The 25,277-nt window shown below is 67.5% G+C and carries 16 protein-coding genes and 3 pseudogenes; 9 read left to right on the top strand and 10 right to left on the bottom strand.

Annotated elements, in window-relative coordinates:
* Positions 1 to 265: 265 nt before the first annotated feature.
* The 4 genes from M2351_RS21235 to M2351_RS21250 all read left to right on the top strand — a co-directional run bounded on the left by M2351_RS21235 (position 266) and on the right by M2351_RS21250 (position 5,986).
* The gene (locus M2351_RS21235; protein ID WP_264658038.1) at positions 266 to 1,936 is read left to right on the top strand and encodes a type I secretion system permease/ATPase; all 1,671 of its coding nucleotides are present in this window, start codon (positions 266 to 268) and stop codon (positions 1,934 to 1,936) included.
* 44 nt (positions 1,937 to 1,980) lie between these two features.
* Positions 1,981 to 3,300, top strand: a complete 1,320-nt coding sequence (locus M2351_RS21240) for an HlyD family type I secretion periplasmic adaptor subunit (protein WP_264658039.1) — start codon at positions 1,981 to 1,983, stop codon at positions 3,298 to 3,300.
* Between the two features lie 195 nt (positions 3,301 to 3,495).
* Positions 3,496 to 4,203 (top strand): Crp/Fnr family transcriptional regulator, encoded by a 708-nt coding sequence (locus M2351_RS21245; protein WP_264658040.1) that lies wholly within the window; start codon positions 3,496 to 3,498, stop codon positions 4,201 to 4,203.
* Positions 4,184 to 5,986, top strand: coding sequence for a ShlB/FhaC/HecB family hemolysin secretion/activation protein (locus tag M2351_RS21250; protein ID WP_264658041.1), 1,803 nt, complete (start codon positions 4,184 to 4,186; stop codon positions 5,984 to 5,986). The genes M2351_RS21245 and M2351_RS21250 overlap by 20 nt, the downstream gene beginning before the upstream one ends.
* Before the next feature lie 108 nt (positions 5,987 to 6,094).
* On the opposite strand, the gene M2351_RS21255 is transcribed toward M2351_RS21250, so the two are convergent.
* The 5 genes and pseudogenes from M2351_RS21255 to M2351_RS44980 all read right to left on the bottom strand — a co-directional run.
* A complete protein-coding gene (locus tag M2351_RS21255; protein ID WP_264658042.1) occupies positions 6,095 to 6,832 on the bottom strand; it encodes a DUF928 domain-containing protein in 738 nt (245 codons plus the stop codon).
* Positions 6,829 to 8,874, bottom strand: a complete 2,046-nt coding sequence (locus tag M2351_RS21260; RefSeq protein WP_264658043.1) for a CHASE2 domain-containing protein — start codon at positions 8,872 to 8,874, stop codon at positions 6,829 to 6,831. Before M2351_RS21260 ends, M2351_RS21255 begins: the two co-directional genes overlap by 4 nt.
* On the bottom strand, positions 8,871 to 11,048 hold the full coding sequence (locus tag M2351_RS21265) for a CHAT domain-containing protein (RefSeq protein ID WP_264658044.1): 2,178 nt from the start codon (positions 11,046 to 11,048) through the stop codon (positions 8,871 to 8,873). Before M2351_RS21265 ends, M2351_RS21260 begins: the two co-directional genes overlap by 4 nt.
* Before the next feature lie 215 nt (positions 11,049 to 11,263).
* Positions 11,264 to 11,530 (bottom strand): hypothetical protein, encoded by a 267-nt coding sequence (locus M2351_RS21270; protein WP_264658045.1) that lies wholly within the window; start codon positions 11,528 to 11,530, stop codon positions 11,264 to 11,266.
* 18 nt (positions 11,531 to 11,548) lie between these two features.
* A pseudogene (locus M2351_RS44980) lies at positions 11,549 to 11,680 on the bottom strand (hypothetical protein); the annotation flags it as partial.
* Positions 11,681 to 11,706: 26 nt separating this feature from the next.
* Between M2351_RS44980 and M2351_RS21280 the strand changes: the two are divergent.
* A complete protein-coding gene (locus M2351_RS21280) occupies positions 11,707 to 12,735 on the top strand; it encodes an IS110 family RNA-guided transposase (RefSeq protein ID WP_264658046.1) in 1,029 nt (342 codons plus the stop codon).
* Between the two features lie 555 nt (positions 12,736 to 13,290).
* Here M2351_RS21280 and M2351_RS21285 read toward each other — a convergent pair.
* Together M2351_RS21285 and M2351_RS21290 are read right to left on the bottom strand one after the other, a co-directional pair.
* A pseudogene (locus M2351_RS21285) lies at positions 13,291 to 14,260 on the bottom strand (IS5 family transposase).
* 238 nt (positions 14,261 to 14,498) lie between these two features.
* Complete coding sequence (locus M2351_RS21290) at positions 14,499 to 15,650, bottom strand: glycosyltransferase family 4 protein (RefSeq protein WP_264658047.1); 1,152 nt, start codon at positions 15,648 to 15,650, stop codon at positions 14,499 to 14,501.
* A 760-nt stretch (positions 15,651 to 16,410) separates the two neighbouring features.
* Between M2351_RS21290 and M2351_RS21295 the strand changes: the two genes are divergently transcribed.
* Positions 16,411 to 17,466, top strand: coding sequence for a polysaccharide deacetylase family protein (locus M2351_RS21295; RefSeq protein ID WP_264658048.1), 1,056 nt, complete (start codon positions 16,411 to 16,413; stop codon positions 17,464 to 17,466).
* A 483-nt stretch (positions 17,467 to 17,949) separates the two neighbouring features.
* Here the strand turns inward: M2351_RS21295 and M2351_RS21305 are convergent, their stop codons facing one another.
* Positions 17,950 to 19,149 (bottom strand): IS256 family transposase, encoded by a 1,200-nt coding sequence (locus tag M2351_RS21305; RefSeq protein ID WP_264654291.1) that lies wholly within the window; start codon positions 19,147 to 19,149, stop codon positions 17,950 to 17,952.
* Positions 19,150 to 19,443: 294 nt separating this feature from the next.
* On the opposite strand from M2351_RS21305, the pseudogene M2351_RS21310 reads away from it, so the two are divergent.
* Both M2351_RS21310 and M2351_RS21315 read left to right on the top strand, forming a co-directional pair.
* Positions 19,444 to 19,920, top strand: a pseudogene (locus tag M2351_RS21310) (IS6 family transposase).
* A 139-nt stretch (positions 19,921 to 20,059) separates the two neighbouring features.
* Positions 20,060 to 21,088 (top strand): IS110 family RNA-guided transposase, encoded by a 1,029-nt coding sequence (locus M2351_RS21315; protein ID WP_264658049.1) that lies wholly within the window; start codon positions 20,060 to 20,062, stop codon positions 21,086 to 21,088.
* Between the two features lie 632 nt (positions 21,089 to 21,720).
* Here M2351_RS21315 and M2351_RS21320 read toward each other — a convergent pair.
* Positions 21,721 to 22,236, bottom strand: coding sequence for a hypothetical protein (locus M2351_RS21320; protein WP_264658050.1), 516 nt, complete (start codon positions 22,234 to 22,236; stop codon positions 21,721 to 21,723).
* Positions 22,237 to 22,722: 486 nt separating this feature from the next.
* Positions 22,723 to 23,667 (bottom strand): transposase, encoded by a 945-nt coding sequence (locus M2351_RS21325; RefSeq protein WP_264656912.1) that lies wholly within the window; start codon positions 23,665 to 23,667, stop codon positions 22,723 to 22,725.
* Between the two features lie 225 nt (positions 23,668 to 23,892).
* On the opposite strand from M2351_RS21325, the gene M2351_RS21330 reads away from it, so the two are divergent.
* Positions 23,893 to 25,266, top strand: a complete 1,374-nt coding sequence (locus tag M2351_RS21330) for an ISKra4 family transposase (RefSeq protein ID WP_264658051.1) — start codon at positions 23,893 to 23,895, stop codon at positions 25,264 to 25,266.
* The last annotated feature ends 11 nt before the right edge of the window (positions 25,267 to 25,277 follow it).

Below are 25,277 nucleotides of genomic sequence, written 5' to 3' on the forward strand. Positions count from 1 at the left end.
TCTTTGCGTAGATTGGGAATTGCCCGATGAGCTGCATTAGAACGCACCGGACGCCCCGCATCTGTTCAGTCGTTCACCGGGCGCCACGGAAATTTGTTATTTTCTTTCTTTCATGTTTCGGCGGCTTTTTTGGCGCCTCTTTGCAGGAATTGCGCAGAACCGCCCGGCCCGGTGGGGAACTTCACTTCGGCTCGCGCGGACACGTGGCGGAATGGCGGCGTGCCATGGAGATGGCCCAACGCTCAATTCAAGGAGATCCGCCGTCATGTCGCCCCTCGCCCCCGCCCGCCGCTGCTTGATCGCCGCCGCGGGGTTCAGCGCCGCCATCAACGCGCTGGCGCTGACCCTGCCACTCTATTCCATGCAGGTCTACGACCGTGTCCTGTCAAGCGGCAGCCTGGAGACCCTGCTCTACCTGACCCTGATCGCGCTGGCCGCTCTGGCCTTCCTGAGCTGGCTTGATGTCTTGCGTGCGCGTTTGCTGTTGCGGGTCGCGACGTGGGTGGAACGCCGCTTCGCGCCGGATTGCGTGCAGCGCGCGCTGTCCATGCCGGGCGGGCGGGCGGGCGCGGACCTCCAGCCGCTGCGTGAGCTGGCGGTGTTGCGGCAGACGATCGGCAGTCCCGTGGTCACCGCCTTGATCGACGTGCCGTGGGTTCCCGTCTATCTCGCCGCGCTTTTCCTGCTGCATCCGCTGCTCGGGCTTGTGGCCGGCGGCGGTGCTGCGGTGCTGTTCGGCATCGCGTTGGCGGGGGAGATGCTGACCCGGCGCGCCGTCACCGCATCGGCGGCGGCGGGTGCCGCCGCCCACGTCTTCGCCGAAGCCGCCGTCCGCGCGCGGGAGGAGGTGGCGTGCATGGGCATGGCGCCCGCCGTTCTGGAACGGTGGGAGGTCGGCAACAACACCGCGCTTGACCATGGGGAGCGGGCCTCCGCCCAGTTCGCCACCGCCTATTCCCTGACCCGCTTGGTCCGCCTCGTGGTGCAGGTCATGATCATGGCAACCGGCACCTATCTGGTGGTGGAGCATTCGGTCAGTGGTGGCGCGCTGTTCGCCAGCTCGACCCTCCTCGGCCGCGCCCTCGCCCCGGTGGAGCAGGTGATCGGCGCATGGCGGACGCTGGTGAGCGCGCGCACGGCTTGGCGGCGGGTTGCGGCCCACCTCGCCCGGCCGACCGCGCCGCGGGCCGTCAGCGGCCTTCCCGCGCCGCAGGGCCATCTGTCGGTGGACGGCGTCGCTGCCAGCCCGGTGCCGGCCGCGGGGGCGCTGCTGAAGAACGTTTCCTTTTCCCTGGAGCCGGGCACCGTGCTGGTGGTGGTCGGCGCGTCCGGGGCGGGCAAGACGACGCTGGCGCGGTCCCTGGTCGGCGCCCTGCCGGTCCAGTCTGGCGCCGTGCGCCTCGACGGCGTGGACGTGGCCAGCTGGGAGCGGAGCGAGGTCGGGCGCCATGTCGGTTATCTGCCGCAGGACAGCCAGCTGATCGAATCCTCCGTTCGCAGCTTTATCGCCCGCCTGGAGGATGCGCCCCTTGCCCGGGTGGTGGAGGCGGCCGGGCTGGCCGGCATCCACGACATGATCCTGCGGCTGCCCCAGGGTTATGAAACGCGGCTCGGCGCCGGCGGCTTCCTGCCGTCCGCTGGGCAACGCCAGCGCCTGGCGCTCGCCCGTGCCGTCTTCGGAGAGCCCCGTTTCATCGTGCTGGACGAGGCCGACGCCCACCTGGACGGTCCAGGAGAAATGGCGCTGCTAAAGGCCATTGCCGCGCTCAAGGCACGCGGCGCCACGGTGGTCGCCACCAGCCACCGGCCGAACCTGCTGCGCGTCGCCGACCGCGTGCTGGTCCTGCGGGACGGCACCGTCGCCCGGTTCGGCCCGCGCGATGAGGTGCTCGCCGCCCTCGGCCAAACCCGTCCGGCCGTCTCGACCGCCGCCTGACTCTTCCTCTCCCCACCCATCCGTTGCCCGAAAGGAGCCTTGCCATGAACAGCCTCGTCACCACCCATCGGTCCGCTCACGCGCCCGAGCCCGGCCGCATCATCCTCGCCGGCGTCCTGTCACTGATGGTCTTCACCGGCGTCGCCGGGGTCTGGTCCACCACCGCTCCGCTCGACAGCGCGGCCGTGGCGCCGGGCAGCGTGGTCGTGGAAAGCCGGCGCAAGACCGTTCAGCATCTGGAGGGCGGCATTGTCCGCGGCATCCTGGTCGCCGAGGGCAGCCGCGTGCAACCGGACGCGCCGCTGGTCGTCCTCGACCAGACCCAGGCGCGCAGTGCGCTGGACACGCTGCGCTCCCAACAGGACGAACTGCTCGCCCGCGAAGCCCGTCTCCTGGCGGAGCGCACCGGCGCCGGCGCCGTGGCATTTCCCCCGGCGCTCACCGACCGCGTCGACGACCCGCGCATCGCCGAGCTGCTCGATGGCCAACGCCGCCTTTTCGCCGCCCGGTGGGAGAGCCTGCGGGGGCAGGTCGACATCCTGAAGCAGCGCACCGCCCAGCTGGACGCGGAGGCCGACGGGCTGCGCGCCCAGGTCGCGAGCACGGAAAGCCAGCTGGCCCTGATCGCCGAGGAGATGCAGGACGCCCGCAGCCTCGTCGCCAAGGGGCTGGAGCGCAAGTCGCGGCTGCTCTCGCTGGAGCGTGAGGCCGCCAATCTCGGCGGCCGGCGTGGCGAATATCTCGCTTCCATCGCCCGGTCGGAACAGCGGCGCGGCGAGACCGCCCTGCAAATCCTCGATCTGGGCAACAAGCGCGTAGAGGAGTTGGCGAAGGAGCTGCGCGAGGTGCAGGGAAAGCTGCGCGAGTTGGACGAGCGGCGGCACGCCGCCGAAGATGTGCTGAACCGGACGGTGGTGCGGGCGCCGGTCGCGGGTACGGTGATGAACCTGCAGGTCCACACGGCCGGTGGTGTCATCGGCGCCGGGAAGCCGATCCTCGACATTGTGCCGGACGAGGACAGCCTGCTGATCGAGGCCAAGCTGCGGGCCACCGACATCGACTCCGTCCACACCGGATTGTCGGCGCGGATCCGGCTCACGGCCTTCAAGCAGCGCACCACCCCGGTCCTGTCGGGCCGCGTGACCTATGTGTCCGGCGACGCCACGACGGATCAGCGCACCGGTGCCACCACCTACAGCGCCCATGTCGTCGTGGATCGCGGCGAACTGGAACGGGCCGGCGGGTTGAGCCTGCAGCCCGGCATGCCGGCGGAGGTCATGATCGTGACCGGCCGGCGCACCGCCGCCGACTATTTCCTGTCTCCGCTGACCGACAGCTTCGCCCGCGCCTTCCGCGAGGAATGATGGCGACCAGCGACCGTAAGACGGCTGGCCCCGCCAGAGGCTCGCCGGTGCGAGACACTTCAAAATTCGAATAACCCGGATGCTCCGTATTCGAATAACCCGGATGCTCCGTTGGCAAGCGGGCGCCCAGGGTAGGTTAATGGGAGGGCCGCAACCGGTGGTTCGGATCTCCCTGGAGCAGAATAGGAGGGATTCGTGCGTCGCTTCGACCCGGTCTACAAACGCCAGCTTCTTTTGCGCCATGACCTGTTCCGCTGCATCAGCGGGAAGGATGTCGACACGATCCTCGCCTTCGCCGGAGAGCGCCGGTACAGGAACGGCCAGACCATCTTCCAGAAGGGTGATCCGGGCAGCGGCATGATGGCGGTGTTGCTCGGTAACGTCCGTATCGGCACGGTGGCCGAAAGCGGCAAGGAGATCGTCTTCAAGGTCGTGGAGACCGGCGAGATCTTCGGCGAAATCGCGCTGCTCGATGGGCACCCGCGCACCGCCGATGCCGTGGCCATCGGGGATTGCGTGCTGCTGGTCATCGAACGGCGCGACTTCGTGCCGTTCCTGGAAAAGAGCCCGCAGGTCGCCATCAAGATGCTGGAGGTCATGTGCGACCGCCTGCGCCAAACCAGCCTGCTGGTGGAGGATCTGGCCTTGCTCGACCTGCCGCAGCGGATGGCCCGCCTGCTGGTGCGCCTCGGCGCCAGCTACGGCCGGCGGACCGGGGGCGGACTGCGGATCGACTTGAAGCTGTCGCAGAAGGATCTCGGCAACCTGATCGCCACCAGCCGGGAAAGCATCAACAAGCAGCTCCGCGTCTGGCAGGACGAGGAATTGATCGCGGTCGAACACGGTTATATCACCCTGCTGCGGCCGGAGCAGATCGCCGACTATGGCCAGCCACCGCGGTGAGCCCGTGCCGGCGGTGCCGCTCACCGTGCCGACCCGCAAAAGCGGGCTCATCGCCGTCACGATCGTCTCCACTTCAGCGCTTCTGATCGCCGCGGCATCGCTGGCCCAGGCTCAGACCGTCCCGCCTCGCGTCGGGCCGTCCCAGATCGTGCCGCCGCTGCCGGAGCGCGGAGAGCGTGAACGCCCCGACCTGCCAGGGTTCCAGCCGGCGGAACCGGACCTGCTGCCGCCGCCCGTCCTGGTCCCGCCCGAACGAGCACCGTTGGCGCAGGGCCCGCGGGTTTTTGTGAAGGGCTACCGTTTCGAGGGCAACACCGCCATTCCCGCCGCCGCGTTGGAGGCGGTCGCCGCCCCCTTCGTCGGGCGCGAGGTTAGCGCCGATGAGTTGCAGGAGCTTCGCTACCGGTTGACGGAGATCTACGTCGATCGGGGCTTCGTCACCTCTGGCGCCGTGCTGCCGGACCAGGACGTCACCGACGGCATCGTCACCTTCCGGATCGTGGAGGGCGCTCTCGCCGGGATTGATGTGACGGGGACCGGCGGACTCGACCCGCGCTACGTCGAACGGCGACTGACGCGCGGCATCGACACGCCTTTGGACGTGAACGCGCTGCGGGAGCGCGTCCTCCTGCTGCTCCAGGACCCGCTGATCGAGCGTCTCAACGCAGAGCTGGAGCCGGGCGAGCGGCTGGGGGAAAGCCGGCTCGGCGTCGCGGTGACGCGGGCACCGCCGTACGCTCTATGGCTCAACCTGGACAACGCGGCCTCCCCGACCACAGGGGAACTGCGCGGCAACGCTTACGGCATCCTCCGCAACCTGACCGGCTGGGGCGACGCGCTGGAGCTGAACCTGGAGCGGACGCAGGGGTCCCACGATTACTGGGCGGCGTTCGAGGCGCCGGTGAGCGCCGCGGGCACGACGCTGCGGGTTCGCGCCGAGGAGTCCCGCGCCCGCATCGTCGAAGCGCCGTTGAGCGAGCTGGACATCCAGAGTCGCGTGCGCACCTACGAGGCCGGGATTTCCCACCCTGTGCTGTTGACCCCGCGGGACCGCGTGGACGTTGGCCTGACCCTGTCGCGGAGTCGCACGGAAACCTTCCTGCTGGGGCGGCCCTTCACCTTTTCCGAAGGCGTGGAGGACGGGCGGGCGATCTTGACGGTGCTGCGCCTATCGCAGAACTGGCTGCGCCGCCGCCCGGAGGAAGTGATCGCGTTGCGCTCCGTCTTCAGCCTCGGCATCAACGCGTTGGGGGCGACGGTCCACAGTGAACCGGGCGTGCCGGATGGGCAATTCCTCGCTTGGCTCGGGCAGTTCCAATGGGCGCGGCGCCTCGACGAGCGGGGCGACCAGATCGTGCTGCGCGCCGACGCGCAACTGGCGAACGACACGCTGCTGCCGGCGGAGCGCATCGCCATCGGCGGCTTCGATACGGTGCGCGGCTACCGCGAAAACACGCTGATCCGCGACCAGGGGCTGATCCTGTCGCTGGAAGGGCGCGTTCCGCTGTTCCAGGCCCCGTTGCCCGTGCTGTCGCGCGACGCCGAGGACGGCCGCGTGTCGCTCGTCCCCTTTGTGGACTACGGCCGCGGCTGGAACCACGGTGAACCGACTCCGGCCCCGCGCGCCATCGCCAGCGTCGGGCTGGGCCTGCGCTGGGACGTGTCCGCCGACATCAGTCTGCAGTTCACCTACGCCCACCCCTTACGCGACGTACCGGATGTGAACGGCGGCTCCCTTCAGGACCACGGCATCCACTTCCGCATCACCGGGCGGGTGTTTTAGACACCGTGCGGTTGGCCGTTGCGCGGAAGCGGCTCTTAGGACAATTCACCTAAGCAATTATGGTTGAGCGTCCGTGAAACACCGCGATAATTCATGTTTTATGGTGTTTCATCCGCCCTTGCCGCCCTGCCGGTCGAAGGCAGCCGGCTCGCGCAGGCCCACTTGGTCGAGCAAGGTGGCGCGCATGGTCCGCAGTCCGGAGTCGCCGGGCTGGCGCGCGATGGCGCGGGACAGCACGGCGAGCGCGTCGTACCAGTAGCCCTGCGCGGCCAGCTGGTTTGCCGCCGTGGCCGGGGGGGCGCGGTCCGGAACCTTGCCCGGTCCCGGCTGGTACAGGATCAGGCCCGAGGCCAGGACGTCGCCGGAGCGCTGCGCCGGATCGACCTGCAAGGCCACCGACCAGCGGTAGAGCCGCCCCGGCTCCAGCTTCACCTTGTGCTGGGCAAGGTCGACCGCGTTGATGCCCGGAGGGGGGGCGCGCAAGGTCAGGTCCAGCAGCGGCGGGCGGCCCAGCATGTCCGCCGTGTCGACGACGATCTGGACCGGCCCCTTCGCGGGCGCGCCCAGGTACCACAGCAGGGTCGGCTGCGGCGAGGCAGTCAGGCCCGGGTGGTCGGGGGCCAGCACCTCCAGGCTCGGCATCCCGGTGCCGGGGCCCCGCGTGCTGCCGCCGATCCGACCAGCCGGCGCGCCGCGCGACGGAGGGACATAAACGATCCCGGTACTGGGGACCGCGGCCTCCTGCGTGCCGCCGCGTTGCGGCGTCGTTTGGGCCGAGCCCGGCGGGCCGGTGAAGAGCATGGCGGTTGCGGCGAGCGTCGCCGCCAAGGTCGGGTAACGCGTCATCCCGTGGCTCCCTTCTCGCGCGGGCCGGCGATGGGGCCGGCCTTGTCGGATGTTGGCTTGTCGGATGTTAAGGGGGAGGAACCCGCCGGCGCTGTGATCCGCTCCACGCCGCCCGTCTCCTGGCCGCCCAGCCCTATGTCTTCCGCCATGGAACCGCTGGGCACGGCTTCGCCGAGGATGACGTGGACGCCAACCTTGCGGTCCTTGCCTTTCAGCGGGACCTCGCCGACCGCCGCCCCACGGAAGGCGCCGCGCAGCCGTTCCCAGGTCGGATCGCCGACCAGGATCCGGCACGGCCGGCCGGGCACGTCCGTCCCCACCGTCTTGGCAAGGGCTTCCAGGCGGGCCGCCGTGTTCACGGCGTCTCCGGTCAGGGAATATTCCATGTGGCCGGGCGCGCCGATGCTGCCGGCCACCATGGGGCCGGTGTAGAGGCCGACCCGGATGCCGGCGGGCGGCAGGCCCTGCTTGGCCCAACCCGCGTTCAGGCGGGCGAGCACGTCGGCCATGGCGAGCGCCGCGCACACGGCGTTGGCCGCGTCGCGGTCGATCTCCTCCTCTGTCTCGCGCGGCACCGGAACGCCGAAGACGGACAGAATCGCGTCGCCGACAAAGCGCAGGGGAAGGCCGCCGTGGTCCTGGATGACCGGCACCATGGCGCCCATGTAGTCATGCAGCCAAGCGTCCAGTTCCTCCGGCTCCATCTTCTCGGAAATGGGGGTGAAGTTGGCGACGTCGGAGAAGAGAACGGTGGCCGTCAGCCGCTGCGGCCGGGGGCGCCCGCCGTCCATGAACAGGTGGCGCCGCTCCCACAGCTCCTGCGCGACCGGCCCCGGCACGTGACTGGCGAACAGCCGCATCAGCGCCTCCCGGTCGGCCCGTTCCTGCCGGGACAGGAAGGCGGTGACGAGGCCGAGCGCCAAGGCCCAGGACGCCAACGGTGCTGCCAACGGCATCCACAGGGCGTGCGTCAGGGCCGCGAACCACAACCCGGACAGGGCAGCTGTCCCACCCACCAGAAGCAGCGCGAAGGCCGCCGGTCCATGCATCGCCAGCGCCAAAAGGGAGGCCGCCAGCCCGACGACGACCGTCACGGCCACCTCGGCGCCGTCCGGCAGGACCAGCATCGGCCTCGCTTCGCCCAGCGCCATGCGCAGAAGCTGGCTCGTGGCCTGCGCGTGCACCACCGCCCCGAAGGCGAAACCGGCGTCCACCGGCGTTCGGAAGTAGTCCTTCACGCTGTCGGCGGTGACCGCGACGAACACAAGCCGGCCGGCCAGCGCCTCGGCCGGAATGCGGCCGTCCAACGCGTCCCGCACCGAAAAATCCCGGATCGGACCGGGCCCCAGCGCATAGTCCAGCAGGAATTGGTATCCGCGGGCGTCTACGCCGCCGTAGCCGCCGTCCGTTTCCTCCAACGGGCGGAGGGTGACGGCGCCCAGACGTAGGTGTGCGGGGTCCGCCGGGTCGGGCCGGGGGACAATTCCCTGCTGCCTGAGCAGGCGCAGCGCCATGACCAAGGACAGCGCGGTGGCGTGCTGCCCGGAGCCGTCGTCGACGAACAGCAGACTGCGGCGGACGACTCCGTCGGGGTCCACGAGGATGTCGGAAAAGCCGATCCGGTCCGGCGTCGCCAGCGCCGACGGGGCGGGTATGGCGCCGCCGGCTTCGGACGGCTGGCGGTTGACCCAGACGATGTCCGGGTTCGCCCGCAGCGCTTGCTCCAACTCTCCTTTTCCATCACCGATGGGCCAGTTGCGGTAGATGTCCACGCCGATGGCCGCCGGCTTCGCCGCGGACAAGGCGTTCAGCAGGTTGGCGAGCTGCGCGTCGGACAGCGGCCAGCCCAACGCAGCGAGATCGGCCTCCCGGGCGCCGACCAGCACGATGCGCTCGTCCGCTCCCGGCCGGGCGCGCGACCTCAGGCCGGTGTCGTAGGCCAGCAGGTCGAGTGGCTGGAGCCAGCCCATGAGGTGCAGCAGGACTACCGCCAGGACTGCGGCCTGCCCGATCAGCAGGGACGGGACGATGCGATCCCTCATAGCCAGTTCCCGATCAGCAGAAAGGCGGCCCAGTAGCCCGGGTGTTGATAGCGCAGGTCCTTCAGCATGGCGAGTTGGGCCTGGCGCAGCGCCTCGGCTTTGCCCGGCCCTCCCGCGGCGAGCCGGCGATAGAAGTCGGCGATCAATTGGGAGGATGCTTGGTCGTTGATGAACCACAGCGACGCGAGTGCGCTGCGTGCCCCCGCCTTGATCGCCACTCCGGCAAGCCCCAGCGCCGCACGGTCGTCGCCGGCCGCGGTCTGACAGGCGCTGAGGGTCAGCAGCTCGACCGGCTCCTCCCGGTACTGGCTCAGCTTTACGAAGCTCTCCAACTGGTCCATGCTGAGCCGCCCGTCGTAGGCTAGGATGTAGCTGTCGCGCGCCTCCGGTTCAAACTTGCCATGCGAGGCGATGTGGACGATGGAGTAGGGCGCAGCGTTGAGTTCCCGGCCGACCCGATCGATCACGAAAGAGCGGTTTTCGAGGACCGTTCCTCCCAGCGTGCCGTGTATGGTGGCGATCTCGGACTCCACGAAGGGCAGTGGCGGGAACCCCTGCACGCTTTCCGTCAAGCCGGCCAGCAGAAGTTCGGCTTGTTGAACGGTCAGCGGTTTCGGCTCCATGAGGCTGAGGCCAGGGGTCACCGCCAGCGCGTAGCGCTCCACGAGGAAGCCGTTCCCGTCGTGGACAGCCGCGAGAGGAACACTGCGCAAGGGACCATCCGGAACAAGGACCAGCGTGTTCACCCCGCGCCTGTCCAGGAGCGGCGCGAGCGGCCGAACCAGCCAATCGTACAAGGTCCGGGCGTCGCTCATGAAAAGGGAGCTGGTCCGCTGCTCCAACCGCCGGCGGAAGTTGGTCGCCACCGCGCCGATTTCGGCGGCGCCGACGGGGACGGTGGCTTGGTGAAGCCCGTCCGGGAGGCTGAGCAGCAGTTCCAACCGGTCGGGAAGCAGGATGGGGTAGAGAACGGCGGTGCCGGGGGCCAGAGGGTCAATGGCCCTGACCTTGGCCTTCTGTGCCGCAACGCAGTCATCCTGAAAATAATCCTCCAGTTCCGCCGCCTTCAGCTGTTCCAGGGCGTCGCGGGCGGCGACGAGGTGTTTTTGCGCCTGGGGCGTGCCCCGCAGGACGGACGCCTGCCGAAGCCGAAGGTCGGCGAATTCCAGGTAAACCGGCCCGATGGCCTCGCGGAACAGGGACCCATAGCCGCCGTAGGCGCGCAGCAGGTCGGAGCGAATGCGGCGAATGGCGGCGATCGCGGCATCGTAGGACGCCAGGGCCTCGCCAGTGCGGCCCTGGCTCCGGTGGAGCCGGCCCGCTTGCCAATGCCAGCGGAAGAGCAGGTCCGCGGCCATGATTTCCTGGGCCAGGAAGACCGCCTCGCGCGTCAGGGTGAGCGCATCGTCCGGGCGCCCTAAGCGTTCGTACAGCGTCCCCAGATAGCCGCGCGCGGCCGACAGCGAGCGCCGGTCTCCGGCTGTTCGCGCCAAAGTGGCGGCTTTTTCAAGGGAGTCGCGGCAACGGCGGACCAAGTCGCCGCGGTTCTGCCGCGCCGCGGCCTGCACGTCCATCAGGGCGACGCCGTGGGCGACGAGCAAAAACGCCTTCCGATCGTCATCGGGGATCGCCATGAGGTCGGCCTCCGCCTCCCTGAGCAAGGTTTCCGCCTCCGCCGGTGCGTTCGTGGCGGCAAGCCGGCGGGCGGCGTTGATGCTGGCCGTCGCGGCAAGGGCCGGATCGCCCGCACGCCGCGCCAGCGTGGCGCTCTGCCGCAAGGCATCCGCGGCATCCGGCATGTCGCGCAGCCGGCCCAGCGTGTTGAGCGCCGCGGCCTGGGTGCGCTCCTGACCCGGCTTTGCCCGGGCGATGAGTTCGTCGAGCGTGCGGGCCCATTGCGCCCGGGCCTGGCTGTCCAAGGTGCCCGCGGTGGCGACGTCCGCCACGGCAGCGTCGATGGCCGCGAGGAGGGAAGCGTCGCCCGCCTGTTCCGCCAGACGCCGCGCCTCGGACAACTCAGTCAGGGACTGCTTGATCTTGCCGGCGGCCCGGTGCGCCTCGGCCCGTCGCGCAAGCGCGTCGGCCGCTGCCGCCATGTCCTCGGCATGGGGCGTCTCTGTTGTCAGCGGAAAAAGGACCGCCAGCGCGCATCCCAGCAGAGAGGCCCGGTTCATGGGCATCCCTCCCCAATATCCGATCGGCGGGCCGGGGGCCGCCTGAAACCCAGTGTACGCTTCCACGACGCGGTCTCGACACCGCGCAGAGGCGGGTGGAATTCAGCCTTTTGGTCAATGCCCGACCCCAGGCCTGGGGATGGGCAAGAAAGAGGCCCCGCGCGGAGCGCGGCGCCCAGGGTTCCCACCACGAAACCTGAGAGAGACCGCCGTGATCAGCCCAAAAGGGCATTCACCGCGGTGGTGTCGAAGGATGCCCCATCGCTGTAGGGAGCGGTGACGACGGCGTCGGCCGGCAGTTCGGCCAGCGCCACGCCCTGCGGCAGCACCGCGTTGCCGCCGCCGAAGTCCACCACCGTGCCATCGGCGTTCTGGCTGAGCGCCGGCGCACCGGCGCCGTTCATATCGGCCGACACAATGATGGTGTCCTCACCCGGCGTGGCGTCGGTGAAGGTGTCCACGCCGCGGCTTGGCGCGAACATGCACCCATCCGCGCCGGCCCCGCCGGTCAGCGTGTCGTTGCCGACGCCGCCCCATAGATCGTCAAACCCCGCCCCGCTGACCAGCGTATCGTGACTTTGATGAGATGGACGTCCCCCGTTTTCGGCACGGCAGTGCCAGATAACGGACAGGTTCCTCTCATGACGGGAGTTGTGCCATGACTGCGGCGTTTATCGGTCTCGATCTGGCGAAGTCGGTGTTCCAGGTCCACGGCGTCGACGTCCACGGCAAGGTGGTGACGACCAAGCGGCTGCGCCGGGATGCGATGCTGGTGTTCTTCGCCACCCTGACGCCGTGCGTGGTCGGGATGGAGGCTTGTGCCGGGTCGCATTTTTGGGCGCGCGAGATCGCCCGGTTCGGCCACGCGGTGCGCCTGATGGCGCCCCAGTACGTCCGGCCCTACGTGAAGCGCCACAAGACCGATCGGGCCGACGCGGAGGCGATCTGCGAGGCCGTGCAGCGGCCGAGCATGCGCTTCGTGCCGGTCAAGACCGAGCAGCAGCAGGGCACCCTGGTGGTCCACCGGGTGCGCGAGGTGCTGGGCGCCCAGAAGACGCAGGTGATCAACGCGTTGCGTGGGCACTTGGCCGAGTTCGGCATTGTCGCGCCGCAGGGGGCCGGCAAGGTTGCCGAATTGACCGCCGTGCTGGCCGACCCGGAGGACACGCGGATTCCCGCCCTGGCCCGGGAGGTCCTTCAAGGCTTGGTCGACCACCTGCGCGACACGGAACGGCGGGTCGGCGAATTGGACGCTCGGCTGGCCGAGCAGGCCAAGGAGGATGAGGTGTGCCGGCGGCTGATGACGGTCCCGGGCATCGGGCCGGTCACCGCGACGGCGCTGGCCGCAACGATCGGCGACGCGACCGTCTTCGCATCGGGCCGCCACTTGGCGGCGTGGCTCGGCCTGGTGCCGCGCCAGCACGCGAGCGGCGGCAAGGAGCGCCTGGGCGGAATCTCGAAGGCGGGCGACGGCTACCTGCGCCGGATGCTGGTGAATGGCGCCCGGACGGTGATGCGCTGGCAGGGCAAGACCGCGCCCTGGCTGGCCGGGCTGCTGAGCCGCCGCCCCTTCAACGTCGCGGTGGTAGCTCTGGCCAACAAGCTGGCCCGCACCGCCTGGGCCGTGATGACCCGTGGCGAGGACTACCGGCGGCCCGGCACGGCGGCCGAACCGGCTGCGGCGTGAGACGGCCATGGGCGCGACGGCTTCCCCCCGTGATCCCGACCGGCGGCAGGGTAGCACCGTGCTCGCTCGGGCAAGGCCATGCCGCCTTCGGCGGTGGCCCTGGCGGGCCAGCCTTGCCCTGCGTTGTGCGCGGTGCTTTGGGCAAGGGCAGGTCGGGACGAAGAGGTGGTCCCGGCAGTCGAACAAAGAGGTTGGACGATGAAACGACAATGATCAGGGCCGCGCTGGTCACCGGATCGGCGACCTGAGCGCAGGACGACAAGCTCTCCTTCGGTTGCGAGGGCGATGGACGATGTGATGGCACAACCGGTCGGACCGGGATCGGCCAAGCCCGTCTGCAACAACGAGCCGACGAGCTCGCGACGTTGATTGGGCGTCGATCCGCGGATCTCATCAAGGCCAGCAGCTCACGGGCTGCAACCGTAGGCCGGATCGATGGCAGCAACCGACTTCTCAAGCCGCCATGTCGAAAAACGCTCTTGCAGGGCGGGGGGCGTCCATAGATGTTGCAGCGAGGTGACTTCGGTCGCAGGAAGCTCTTTCCCGGCCTTCTGATTACGCGACGCGGACGGAGTCCGGGCGTCCGAGGTCGAGCATGCGGTTCAGCATCCGGATCGCGATAGCGATCTCGGCTTTTCGCCGTTCCTCGGTACGGAACCGCAAGCCGTCGCCGAGGACGCGTTTCCAGCGGCGGAAGACCGCCTCGACCGGTGCGCGGACGTTGTTCCGGCAGGCCTTCTGCCACGCCATGCGTCCGTGCTCGGCGATGGACCGCAGGTGCCGATCGCGCTGCGTTGGGTTGGTCGCGGCGGTCGCGCTGGGCACCGCGGTGGAGCGAGGCGGCACGACCACGGCGGCGTCCGGCGTGTGCGCGGCCACGGCTTCGGTCACGCCGGTCTGCCCATATGCGCCATCGGCGACGAACGCGGCGAGGGGCTTCTCAATCTGGTCGAGCAGCGGGCCGACCTGCGAACCGTCATCGACATCGTGATCGGTCAGGCTCGCCGCCACAATCCGCCCGGTGACCGCATCCACGCCGACATGCAGCTTCTTCCAAGCGCGGCGGCGCTGGGTTCCGTGCTTTTCGCCCAGCCACTCGCCCGGCCCGCACAGCTTCACGCCGGTGCTGTCGACCAACAGCTCCACGGCTCCGGCCGAGGAGACCGGCACGACCGGCAAGCGCACGATCTTGGCGCGCCGGCTTGAGGGTCGAATGATCCGGAATGGCCAGCTCTACACCGAGCAGCCGGACGATGGAGCCGACCAGCCCTTCGGTCTGGCGCAGCGGCAGCCGGAAGACAGCCCGCAAGGCCAGGGCCGCCGTGATCGCCAGGTCCGAGTAGGTTCGTTGACCGCCCGGCGTGGTCCGCGTCTCCGCCCGCCAGCGCGCGACGGCCTCCGGCGTGAACCAGACCGTCAGGCTGCCGCGCGCCCGAAGCCCCGCGTCGTACTCCGCCCAGTTGCGAACCCGATGCCGCTGCTTCGGGATGTGATGGCGACGCGACGCGTTGGCTTTGAACGGCATGGGGCGGAACAGCGCGCGGAAGGAGGGGGAATGTCCCTTCCTACGCCCTCATCCCCAGTTCGGCAACGGGCAGCCTCGATGCAACAAGATCGCCGTGCGCCGTTCGATCCGAACGCTCGGTGGTCGCGGTCGAAGAGCAGTGCGGGCAGCGCATACGGCACCTCCTGAAGGGAGGTGTTCCTCTACGGCAGCGCCGGCGCGAGGATCAAGCTGGCGCAAAACCTGCCGCAACCTCTCACTATACCCCCGTCAAGCACGAAACTCCGGATAGTCCCGCTAGTATTCTCGGCATTTGCGCCAGCCCTGGCACAGAACGATACACATTCTGTATCACCGCTTCCCATGTGAGACCTTGCGCGTACCTGTGGGCGCCAGCCCCCAGTTCTTCTCGCAGGCCATCATTTTCAAGCGCGCTGAGCGCCTGCCCCAAGCGGGATACCACGATATCGCGACCCGCTCCCTTGGTCGAAACGACAATCCCCGACGTGGCGTTCACCAGATTGCCTGGTCCCCCAAGGTCCACGCACACAACGGGAAGCCCATTGCCCATGGCCTCCAGGACGACGTTGCCGCTCGAGTCATGCAGACTTGGGAACAGGAGGAGGTCGTGCCGGCGATAGAGCCTGAAGAGGGCCGGTTGGGGCAGATGATCAATCCATGTGATGCGTCGCTCGATGCCCAGCGACCGCGATAATCCTACAAGCCGGCTTTTGTCGCGGCCTCGCCCGACAATGGTCAATTCAACGTTGGCATTCCGCAGCAGCGCGTTGTGAACGGCGCGGATCGCAAAATCGGCTCCCTTGAAATGAAGAAGGCGCCCCACGAACAATGCCTTCAACGGGGCTTGCGGGTGTTTTGAGCGCGCGACACCGTTTATTGGGGCGATCGCTTCACGCTCCAGCCCGATTTCCCATCCGATCTTCACCTTGTGCCGGTACTTGGAAGGAACGAGGCGCGCCGAATCTTCCGTTTTCGCATAGATTACCGACGCCATCCTGAACGTGTGGCGCATGAGGGGAGCATGGCGGATGGCGAAGTTTTGAAGATCGCGTGCAACATCCCACGCCCAACCCCGTAAGGAATAGTCGGTTCGGAGCCGGTAGGGCGCGCGCTCCCCCCCACCGATCGGCCCCAGCAGGAAGGGTATCCCGAGCTTCCCCATGAAACTCGGCTGTCGAACGCTGCCATAGGTGATGTGGTGAACGACGTCGAAGCACTCGACCGCGTGCAGAGTCCTGGCCCGCTTGTACGCCAGCCATTGCCAGGCCGGGCCGGCCAGCAGGAATTCCGCCAAGGGACTGCCGAACTTATACTTACCTGACGCCGCCGTGAGAAAAGGAGCATCCAGGTAGTGGAACTGCAAATTTGCGACGGAGCCGAGGGTGGCCATATAGTGCTCGATGGCCCGTCTCCCCCGCGGGTGGGTGAGCACATGCACGTCATGGCCAAGGGCGGCGAGACCGGTGGCCCAGTGCCACCCCACGCCGTCTTCCGAACCTCGGTGTGGCTCACACGCAAAAGCCGATAATAGAATTTTCATCCCCCCTCCGAACCATTCAAAGCCTTCTAAACCGCCCCTATTAAACGACAGAACACGCGAGACTAGCGCTTCGCTAATTCGCAGTATTCCTTATGCACATCTCCGACGGCCAGAGTAATTTCAGATTTTATTTGCCGCTTTTGCACCAATGCATTCGGAACGATGCCGAAGCGCGAGGCGTTCTGCAAATGAAAAAAAGGGGGAACCAATGGTTGAGAGAACCACCAGGAGAGCCGCGCTTCCGCATTGGTGGTATTTGAGCGATGGTCTTGCCGTTGGCGTGACTAATTAGAATTGACGTCTTCCACACCGATAATGAGCAAAGGACGGAACGTGGCGCACAGCAGTGCCTTCCCGTTGTTAGCGTACCTTTCTAAAGGGTAAGGCGACCAGCGAAGCGCAGCAGGACGTCGCGCCGTCTCCGGCGCGATAGGTTACAACCGCACTTGCCCCAACTGGCGCAAAATGCATCATTCTTATTCGAGGAGATCACTCTACCCATATGCCATCCGTTCCGTTTCTTGAGGTTTGCGTATTGTTTCGGCAATCATGAACCAGCGCGTCCTTTCGCCATGTCGGTGTCCCACCGCCGCGCCACTGCAATGGGGCAATGATGACGGATTGGAAAACATACGCTTACAAAGCACTGCTGTATGGCTTGCATTCAACGCGCATCTACAAGGCCGCGAAACGGGCCTACGCGGGAATGGGAGGGATCCTCACCTTCCATCGGGTGGTCGAGCCCAGAGGAGCGTTTTCCCCGAACGCCGCTCTTGAGGTCACTCCGGCCTTCTACGACACGATCATCGCACATTTGAAAGCTGGTGGCTGGAGGATCGTGACGATGACCGATCTGTGCCACTGTCTGCGCCGTGGATCGCCCACCGATCATCTGGTGGCGCTGTCGTTCGATGATGGCTACCGTGACAACTTCGAAAACGCCTTTGCCATTTGCAAACGGCACGACGTCCCCATGACCATCAACGTGACCACCGGCTTCATCAACGGAACCAGTTTTCCATGGTGGTATGCGGTTGAGGAGCTGTTACGGCATCGGGACAAGGTGATCTTCAACCGGTCCGGCAACATGGTCACGCTTCCTGCCAAAACGCTGCCACAAAAGATGGCCGCATACCGGCTGTTATCCGCTGCTTTCAGCCACGCACTCCCCCGCGACATTGCTCAGTTGCTGGACAGTCTGGAAGTGCTGAACAGCGTCGACCTGCGATCTTACTGCCGCAACCTGCTGATGAACTGGGATATGGTCAAAACGCTGGCGGACAGTGGTCGGGTGGAGATCGGCGCCCATACCGTCACCCATCCGGCTCTCCGATTGTTGGAAGCGAACCATGCCGAAGCCGAGTTGGGCGCCAGCCGGGATGCCCTGGCGGCGATACTAGGCCGCCCGATCGAGCATGTCGCGTTCCCGTATGGAAGTCGGCAGGCGGTGGGGCGCCGTGAACTCGAGTTGGCCGCCAAACTCGGTTTCACCTCGGCCGTTACCACGCGCCATGGCACGCTGCAGCCCGAACACCGCAGCCATCTGGCCGCACTGCCGCGCCTGACCGTGAATGGTCGTTACCAGTCGCTCAAGACCATCGACGTGTTCCTCAGCGGCACGTCGACCGCACTCGCCAACCGCTTCAATCGCGTGGTGAGCCAGTGATAGGGCCGGCGTGTGGCCTCAATGCCGTTCCGACGAGACGGCTCGCGGCCTGTGGAGAGGAAAGTTCATTCACGGGTGGAGGACGCGCAACGGTTGATCCGCCCCGGGTTGCCCGGAGGTCCAGATTCTTGAGAGTTCAGACCGGTGATTACCGACCCTCCGGGCCTGAAACGGTCGATAGACTGGAACGCGTCGTCGGCTTTGAGGTCGGCCGCCAACTTGGTGCGTGCGCCCCCGGTTGAGGATTTGATCCGGACGTCCGGAGGGTGTTGTCAGGTTGGCGTGGGCGGGTCCCCCATGGCAGGCTGGTGGGCATGAACACGATGCCCAACCCGTACCGCGGTTTCCGTTTTCCGGCTGAAATCATCAGTGAGGCCGTGTGGCTGTACCACTGCTTCAGCTTAAGTTTGCGTCGAGGATCGTGCCCCGAGGCGTGGTGTCTGAGGGGGCCTCTGTGCTCTTCGGCGGGTTGAGGCCGCCGGTCTACTCCGCTGCGATGGACAGCGGATCAGGGGTGTGAGGGTGGCACAGCTCGGCCAGGCTTTCCATGGTCATGTAGCGCCGGGCCACCGCCCATTCATCATGCTGCTCCAGCAGCAAGGCGCCGACGAGGCGCACAACCGCCCCTTCGCCAGGGAAGATGCCGACGACGTTGGTGCGCCGCTTGATCTCGCCATTCAGCCGCTCCAGAGGATTCGTGCTGTGCAATTTGGTGCGCAGGTCCTTGGGGTACTTCATGTAGGCCAGCACGTCGAACTCCGCCTCGTCCATCAGCGCCGCCAGCTTGGAAAAGCGCGGCCGCAGGCTGTCGGCCACCCGGCGCCACTGCTCATGCGCCGCCTCAGCGGTCTCCTGGGCAAAGGCGGTGCGAATGGTGGCCGCGACCATCGTCTGGTGCGCCTTGCCGACGCAGGCGAGGAGATTCCTCATGCAATGAACACGACAGCGTTGAAGTGTGGCGCCCAGCACCTTGGAAGCGGCGGCCTTCAGCCCGAGATGCGCATCGGCGATCACCAGCTTTACGCCGCGTAGGCCCCGGCGGGTGAGGGTGCGCAGGAAATCGGTCCAGAAGGTCTCGGCTTCCGACAGCCCGAGGCCGAGCCCCAGCACCTCGCGCCGGCCATCGCTGTTGACGCCGATGGCCAGTATGGCGGCGAGCGAGACGATGCGGCCGTCCTGGCGCACTTTCACGTAGGTCGCATCCAGCCACACAAAGGGCCAGTCGCCTTCCAGCGGCCGGTTCAGGAACGCCTGCACGCGCTCGTCGATGTCCTGGCACAGGCGGCTGACCTGGCTCTTGGAGATGCCGGTCATGCCCATCGCCTTGACCAGATCATCGACGTTGCGCGTCGAGATGCCCTGCACGTAGGCCTCCTGAATCACCGCGATTAGCGCCTTCTCCGCGGTGCGGCGCGGCTCCAGGAAGGCCGGGAAGTAGGAGCCGCGCCGCAGCTTGGGGATGCGCAGGTCGATGGCCCCGGCGCGCGTCTCCCAGGTCCGCTCCCGGTAGCCGTTGCGCTTGGTCTGGCGGTCCTCGCTGCGTTCGCCATACCCGGCGCCGCACAGGCTCTCCACCTCCAGCTCCATCAGGCGCTGGGCGGCGAAGCCGACCATCTCGCGCAGAAAGTCGGCATCGGCGCTCTTCCCAATCAGCTCCTGAAGAGCGATCCTGTCCTCGGTCATCGTGGTCTCCGTCTTGGTTGATGGTCGTTAAGCAACCTCAACTTAGCCGAAGAACACGGTGACCGCCGCTCCCGAACGGCCGGCCCGCCTGCGCCAGCTATGGGGGAGCGCTCCGGCGGGCCAGCCTCACGCCTCAGACACCACGCGGTGGGACGCGATCAGGTCGAGTTGATCTTGGCCGCGCGCGGCATCGAAGTCAGCTACGAAACCATCCGGGAATGGGCGCTGCGCTTCGGTCGCGCCTTCGCCAACACGCTCAAGCGTCGCCGGCCCAAGCCGGGCGACAAATGGTTCTTGGATGAGGTGTTCGTCCGCATCCGCGGCAAGCAACATTATCTCTGGCGCGCCATCGACCAGAACGGCATGGTGCTCGACATTCTGGTCCAGAGTCGGCGCAACAAGACCGCGGCCAAGCGTTTCTTTCGCAAGTTGCTGAAGGGCTTGTGCTAAGCCCCGCGCGTCATCGTCACCGATAAGCTCAAATCTTATGCGGCGGCGAAGACGGAACTGAAGCTCGGTGGCGAACATCGACAGAGCCGTTACCTGAACAAGGTCTGTGAAGTCTCGCACCAGCCGACCCGACGACGCGAGCGGCATATGAAAAGGTTCAAATCCGCCCGGCACGCCCAACAATTTTTATCCAGCCATAGTTCCATCCACAACCACTTCCAGCTACGTCGCCACCTTCTTTCCGCTCCCGAGTACCGCGCCACCCGCGCTCGCGCCTTCACCACTTGGCGCGAGGCGACCGGCCTTGCCCAGACCGCCTGATCCAGTGAACACTGGGGTTATTCAAACCCTCCGCGCATCAACTGACCGCGAAGTTGATGGTGTGGACGACCGCTGCTCCCGGCATCGAGGTGCCATAGATTGGTGGTTGCTGAACTCCACCTATGAGAGGGCCGTCCACATGAGCATTGTCACCGTCGGTCTTGATCTTGCCAAGCACGTCTTCCAGGTTCATGGCGTTGATGAAGCCGGAAAGGTGGTCGTGCGCCGGCAGCTTCGCCGGGAGCAGGTGGAGGCGTTCTTTCGTGGCTTGACGCCTTGCCTGGTCGGTATGGAGGCGTGCGCGACGGCTCATCACTGGGCGCGTCTCATCCGGGCTCTCGGCCATGAGGTCCGGCTGATCCCGCCGACCCGGGTCAAGGCCTACGTCCAGCGCGGCAAGAAGAACGACGCCGCCGATGCCGCGGCCATTGCCGAGGCGGTGACGCGGCCGCACATGGCCTTCGTTCCGATCAAGAGCGAGGACCAGCAAGGCGTTCTGGTGCTTCATCGCTCCCGTGACCTGCTGGTGCGGCAGCGCACCATGCTGCTCAATGCCCTGCGCGCCCATCTGGCGGAATTCGGCATCGTGGGGGCGCAAGGCCCTCGTAAGCTGGCCGAGTTGATCGATCGGCTGAACGATCTGACGCTCCCCGAGCTGGTTCGCTTGGCGCTGGTGGAATTGGCCGAACAGATCGCGAGCTGCCGTGCGCGGATTGCGGCCCTGGAGAAGGCCATCCTGGCGTGGCATCGCACCACCGAGGCCAGTCGCAATCTGGCCACCATTCCCGGCATCGGGCCGATCACCGCCTCAGTGCTCGCCGCCACCGTCAGCGATCCGAGCGCGTTCAAGAACGGCCGCCAGCTGGCCGCGTGGCTGGGGCTGGTGCCGCGGCAGAATTCCAGCGGCGGCAAGGATCGGCTCGGCGGCATCACCAAGGCCGGCGACCGCTCGCTCCGCCGTCTTCTGGTCATGGGCGCCACCACGGTGATCCGCTATGCCCGCCGCAAAGCGCCCGGCGAGGGCGAGTGGCTGAAGGGCCTGCTGGCCCGCAAACCGGCCCGGCTGGTCAGCATCGCGCTGGCCAACAAGATGGCCCGCGTCGCTTGGGCGGTGCTCAGCCGCGGCGACGTCTACCGCAAGACTGTCCCGGTTCCGGCGGTTCCCTGAGCGGTGAGCGCCAGGAGCATCCGGAGCGGATTGTCCGCCCGTCCGCGGAACCTTCTCAAGCCTGGGCCTGCGGGCCACCGCCTGCGGCGGCGCTGGGCTTGACAAGGCCCCGCCGCCGAGCGGTCTGTTCCACCATCGGATGCAAGCCACCGTGTCGCTGGACCGTCCGGTTTGGTAACGCTGAAGAACAGGACCATGCTGTGTGAGGGTGCCGAGAGAGGTGATGGCGAAACGGTTCGAGCCGGGGATCGGGAAGACCCACGTACTGTCATGCGCCTCGAGCGCGGCACGTTGATCGGGACCCAATCCCGCGGAGTTCATCATGGCCCGCGGTCATCAGCACCGCATTCTTCGAGGCCGGACACAGGACCGCACCCGACCTTTTCGCCAAGCCAGATCTCTTTTCCCTTGCGCCGCAGCGGTCGTCCACACAAGACAGTGCCGCGGGCGCGGTGCAACACCAAGGCAAAAATGCCCCCACCCGTTTCCAGGTGGGGGCGGAAGCCGGCAGGCTTTGTTCTCCCGCCGATGGGAAGTCCAGACGCCGGGCGAAGGAGGGCGCCGGTCAGGTTGTAGATCACGAAGGCAGTGGACCGGCGGACTTTACTCGGCCGCCGGTTGGCGTCCGGACGTTAAGTGAGCGAGCCTCCGCCGGTCGGGTCGAAGATGGCGAAGTCCGTGGGATCGAGCTGGGCCATGTGAACGCCGTCCAGCAGAATAGCGTTGCCGCCGCTGAGGTCCACGAGGGCGCCATACTGCGTGTCGGAGATCACGAGTTGTTCGACCGACTGCAGCCCGGACCCATTCACATTGCCTGCGATGGCGATCAGGTCGCCGGAGTCGGATGGATCGAAGCCGTACACGATGTCGAGCCCGTTGCCGCCGCCGAAGAGGAGCAGGTCGTGGTTCGGGCCGCAGTACAGATCGGTGTCCCCGGGCAGATCGACCACAGCATCGACGCCCGGCGTCTGAGTGGCCACCGGCGTGACCTCTGGAATGCTGGGCTGCGACGGCCCCGGATCACTGGGCACGGCATCCAGTCCCGGCGGCTCGGTGGCCGCTGGCGGCATCACTGAGGCGTCATGATGAGAAAGATCCGAAGAATTGACGTGGACATCGGAAGGCGCGTTCACGTTAAAAGCGTTCATTGTACTCTCCGTTACAGGGGTTGATCGGGCGGCCGCCTTGACCGCCTGAACCCAAACATGCCTTTTCTTTGCCGTTCCCTCAGTGGCCAATCCCATAACTCAATCCGAACGCCAGCAAGATTATTGCTTTTTCCGTCACCCTTGACGCCGTCTCCAGACTTGCGACCCGCGATCCACTCCCCTGACATTTCCATGGCATCCCAATCGCAGGATTTCCACGCGCGCCAGCGTGGTGCAGGGATACGGGAATGGCGGCGGCTTGCGGATCGGCGTAGAAGCCGCGTCCCGTTCATGTCCATGAGACCGTCGCAAACCTGGGGGGAGCAACCGTGTTTTCTGGGAGGTGGTGAGTGAACCGGGGGTGCTCCCTGTCAAGGCTCGCGCTGGCGCGCGCCCGCCCTGCGGGCGGCTGCGGCCTTGACCGGTCCGCGCCCCCGGTTCGCTGGGCTGGGCATGTGGTCGGCGGCGAGCGCCGACCGTCGGCCTCTAGGCGGTCTGCTCGTGCCAAGTTTGGTGGTGGGCGAGCATGGCGTTGAGGCGGACGAGCAGTTTGCGCATGCAGGCGACCAACGCCACCTTGGGCTTCTTGCCGCAGGCGATCAGTCGAGCATAGAACCGCGCCAGGACGCCGCGGCCACGGACGGCGCTGGTCAGCGTCGCCATATACAGCGCCCGGCGCACATCGGTGCGCCCGCCGGCGATGTGGCGCTCGCCATGGTGCTCGCCGCTGTCGGCGGCATAGGGCGCCACCCCCACCAGCGCGGCGATTTTGGCGCCGCTCAGTGCCCCCAATTCGGGCAGCCGAACCGCCAGGGTCGTCGCCGTCACCGGCCCAATGCCCGGGGCGCTCTGAAGCGCGGCGACGCGCTCTCCGAGCGCCCTGTCGGCCGCCACCCGCCGGGCGATGAGCGCTTCCACGGCGGCCACCGCCTGGTCCAACGCCGCGAGCGCGCCGCCGACGGTGGCCTCGGCCTCCCTCGGCAGGCCGACCGCCGCTTTGCGCAGATCGGCACTCTGATCGACCAACCGCCGGCGCAGACGCAGCAAGCCGGCCAACGCCTCCCGTCCGTGGTCGGGCGCCGCGGGCGGGCCGTCGATCAGGGTGGCGGTGAACTCGGCGATCAGCGGAGCATCGATGGCGTCCGACTTGGCACGCCGGCCCTTGGCCTTGGCAAAGTGGCGCACGCGGGCCGCATCGAGGACGTGAACGGCCAAGCCGGCCGCGCCCAGGTCGTCGCGGACCGGGGGCTCGTAGCCGCCGCTGGCCTCGACCCCGACGCGGGCGAGACCGCGCTCGCGGATCCAGGACGCCAGCGCGCTCCGCCCCTCCGAGGTGTTGGCGACGCGCAGGCGGGCCGGGCCGGGGAACAGGGCGGCATCGAGCCAATCCCGGCCACAATCGAGGCCGACAGACGGGATCAGGTGTGTCATCCTTGCGCTCCTTCCTTGTGCTGCGGGGTCACGCCCCAAGCAACCGTTCGGTCTCCAAGGAAGGTTGACCGCCCCAAGCTCCCCCACGGCTTTGAAGACGGGTTGGTAACGGGGTCGGTCAACCCGGCTGGCGCGCGGCCGCGCGCCAGCCGGGTTTCACTCTAATGCTGTTCCAACATACAAGGTTGGTACGGCGGGTCCGGTTGGCAGCGGACCGGGGGCGCGATGAAGTGGCGGGTCATGATGGAGGTGACGGGCGAGGACGGCGCAGTGACGCAGCACGTGATCTCCGAGGGTGAGCGCACCGGGGCCGGTCAGGCGGCGACGCTCGGGTTGAGCTTGGCCGAGAGCAAGGCGACCCTGACCGGCCTGCAGCGCGTTCTGGTCGCGGCCCAAGCCGACGCGCACTGTCGCCGCCGTCGCCGGTGCAGCCACTGTGGGACATCGCGCCCGCTCAAAGACCACCGCTCTCGTCGGCTGGTGTCACTGTTCGGCACGGTGGCGGTGCGTGCGCCCCGCTTCGGCCCCTGCCGCTGCGGTGTGGCCAGCCGACGCAGCCTGACCCCGGTCGCCGAGATCATGCCGGACCGCTGCACCCCGGAGTACGAACGCGTCCTGGCCGGGATGGGCAGCGCGCTGCCGTACCGGCGGGCGCGGGCGTTGTTGGCCGACCTGCTGCCGGTGGACACCGCTCCGGAGGTGGAAACGATCCGCCGGCGCACGCTCCAGGTCGGCGCCCGGCTTGAGCGGGCAGCGCTTGTTCCGCCGGACCAGACTTCGCCGGCATCAGCGAAGGCGATCACGCTGGCCATCGACGGGGGCCACGTGCGGTCGGTGCGGACCTGCCAGATGCGCTCGTTCGCGGTGATGATCGCGCGGGCGAGCAACGATCAGAGCCAGGAGGTCGTCTTCAGCAGCATGCCGGCTGAGGCCGACCGGCAGGTACGGCAGCTCCAGCACGTCCTGCGCGGACTGGGGGCGACAGCGAGCACGCCGGTCACCATCCTCAGCGACGGCGCGGGAGGTCCGCGGTCCTTGGGTGCAGCGGCCAGTATCGGTCCGATCCACAACGTATTGGACTGGTTCCATCTGTCGATACGGATCCAGCACGTAGCGCAAGCGGTCCAGGGCTGGACCGCCGCGGTGCCGGCCGCCGCGGAACGGACCGGGCCGCTGGCCGACGCCGTGTCCCGCATCCGCTGGCGGCTCTGGCACAGCCAGAGCGAGCGGGCGCTGGCCCTTATTGGTGACACCCTGGCAAGCCTTGACGCCGCCTTGGAAGCCGCCGATGACCGGCAGGCCCGGAAGGTGGCGACGCTGCTGCGCGCGCTGGAGACCTATGTCGCCGGACAAGCCGAGCTGATCATCGACTACGCCGCCGCCCGGCGCCGGGGCGAGCCCATCTCCACGGCGACGACCGAGAGCACGGTCCAGCGCCTGCTGCACCGGCGCATGGGCGCCAACCAGCAGATGCGCTGGTCCCCGCGGGGCGCCCATCAGATGCTGAAGGTGCGCACCGCGATGATGAACAGCACACTCGCCTCCGACCACACCGCCGCCGAACCCTATGCCCGCCGACCCTTCCACCGCGCGGCGTGAAGCCCCCCAGG

This window comes from Azospirillum canadense, assembly GCF_025961225.1.
GTDB lineage: Bacteria > Pseudomonadota > Alphaproteobacteria > Azospirillales > Azospirillaceae > Azospirillum > Azospirillum canadense.